This is a genomic window from Sulfuricaulis sp., assembly GCF_049587675.1.
Classification (GTDB): domain Bacteria; phylum Pseudomonadota; class Gammaproteobacteria; order Acidiferrobacterales; family Sulfurifustaceae; genus Sulfuricaulis.
The window spans coordinates 1-2,412 of sequence record NZ_JBAVEJ010000226.1 but is presented as its reverse complement, the minus strand read 5'-3'; the positions used below and the strand labels follow the sequence as shown (position 1 = coordinate 2,412).

The following is a 2,412-nucleotide window of genomic DNA, read 5'->3' as shown; positions in this document are numbered from 1 at the left end:
GGCGGGGCCTGCGCGGCGCGGACCGCGGACGCCGCGGGAGGAGATTCTGTGCGGTCTCTATGCGGAGGTTCTGGGGGTTTCCGAGGTCGGGATCGATGACAACTTCTTTGCGCTTGGGGGGCATTCGCTGTTGGCGATCCGGCTGATCAGCCGGCTGCGTTCGAGCCTGGATGTGGATGTTGGGATCCGGCTGTTGTTTGAGGCGCCGAGCGTATTGGCGCTGAGCCGGCGGCTGGAGGAGGACGCCGGGACGGCCGGTGCGGGTCGTGCGGCGCTGGCGGGGGTTGAGCGTCCTTCGGAGATTCCGCTGTCCTATGCGCAGCGCCGGCTGTGGTTTCTGGACCGGCTGGAAGGCGGCGGCGAGGGGGTTGGCAGCGCGACCTATGTGATCCCGCTGGCGGTTCGGCTGAAGGGGGAGCTTGACCGGGCGGCGCTTGCGGCTGCGCTGCATGATGTGGCGGAGCGGCACGAGAGCCTGCGGACGGTGTTCCCGGAGCGGCAGGGGGTTCCGCGGCAGGAGATTGTGCCGGCGTCGGCGGTGGGGGAACTGCTTTCGGTTTCGGTTGTGGCGGAGGCCGGGGTTGCGGCGGCGTTGTCGCTGGCGTCGGGCCGGGGGTTTGATCTGTCGCGCGAGGTGCCGCTGCGGGCGCATCTGTTTGAGCTGTCGTTGGACGAGCATGTTCTGCTGCTTGTTCTGCATCACATCGCCGGTGACGGCTGGTCGCTGGGACCGCTGGCGCGGGACCTGTCGCGGTATTACGAGGCGCGGCGGAGCGGGTTGTCTGCGGGGCTTGAGCCGCTTTTGGTGCAATACGCCGACTACACGCTGTGGCAGCGCGGGGTGCTTGGGGATGAGAGCGACGGCGGCAGTGCGATCGCGCGGCAGCTGTCGTTCTGGACGCAGACGCTGCGGGGATTGCCGGATCAGATTGAGCTTCCGAGCGACCGGTCGCGGCCTGCGGTGTCGAGCTATCGCGGTGGCAGCGTCGGGCTTGAGGTTTCGGCGGATTTGCACCGCGGGCTGGCGAAGCTTGCGCGCGGCAGCGGGTCGAGCCTGTTCATGGTGCTGCAGGCCGGGTTTGCGGCGCTGCTGACGCGGCTTGGAGCGGGAGGCGACATCGCGATCGGCAGCCCGATTGCGGGCCGTTCGGACAGCGCGCTGGACGATCTGGTCGGTTTTTTTGTGAACACGCTGGTGCTTCGCACCGACACCTCTGGCAATCCGCGGTTTGTGGATTTGCTGGGGCGTGTTCGGACGACGAACCTGTTGGCCTACAGCCACCAGGACGTGCCGTTTGAGCGGCTTGTTGAGGTTGTCAATCCGTCGCGGTCGTTGTCGCGGCATCCGCTGTTCCAGGTGATGCTGGCGTTCCAGAACGAAGCGCCGCCGGCGCTGGCGCTGTCGGGGTTGCAGGCGAGCCCTGAGCCGGTGGCGCTATCGAGCGCGAAGTTCGATCTGTCGGTGAGCCTTTCGGAGCGTCGGGATGCGGCCGGGGGCCCTGCGGGGATCGTGGGGGTGCTGGAATATTCCAGCGACCTGTTTGATCGGGCGAGCGTAGCGGCGCTGGGGGACCGCCTGGTCCGTCTGCTTGAGGGGGCGGTGTCTTGGCCGGAGCGCGCGATCGGCAGCCTTGAGATACTCGAGGCGTCGGAGCGGCGGACGATCCTTTCGCTGTGGAACGCCAGCGCGCACGCGGTTGGGGCGTCGACGCTGCCTGCGCTGTTTGCGGCGCAGGCGGAGCGCACGCCGGATGCGGTTGCGGTGGTGTACGAGGAGCGGCGCTTAAGCTACGCGGCGCTGGAGGCGCACTCCAACCAGCTGGCGCATCACCTGCGCGGGCTTGGGGTGGGGCCGGAGACGGTGGTCGGGCTGTGCGTTGAGCGCTCGCCAGAGATGGTGATCGGGCTGCTCGGCATCCTCAAGGCCGGCGCCGCCTATCTGCCGCTGGACCCTGAATATCCAGTGGAACGCCTGAACGACATGATGCGCGACTCAGGCTTGAACGTATTGCTAATGCAAAGCTCGCTCGTTGCGGCCGTACCATCGCCGACCGGAGTGACCCGTATACTGTTGGATCAGGACGACATGCGGGCGGAACCGACGACAGCCCCATCGGTCGATCTGCATCCAGAGAATTTGGTCTATTTGATCTATACCTCGGGCTCGACCGGTAAACCCAAGGGGGCGGCCAATACGCATCATGGTTTGTGCAATCGTCTTGCATGGATGCAGGACGCGTACAAATTGACAGACCAAGATGTTGTTCTACAGAAAACGCCGTTCAGTTTTGACGTATCCGTTTGGGAATTTTTTTGGCCATTGATTACGGGCGCACGCCTGGTGCTCGCTGCGCCTGGTGCGCATCGCGACCCAGCGCGCTTGGTCGAAACAATACGCCAGCAGGGTGTGAC

1 protein-coding gene is annotated in these 2,412 nt (G+C 65.7%); it reads left to right on the top strand.

Annotation, left to right across the window (positions count from 1 at the left end; translation table 11 throughout):
- Positions 1 to 2,412: condensation domain-containing protein (locus WB402_RS11940; RefSeq protein WP_424208137.1), on the top strand; the 2,412-nt coding region annotated here is incomplete at both ends.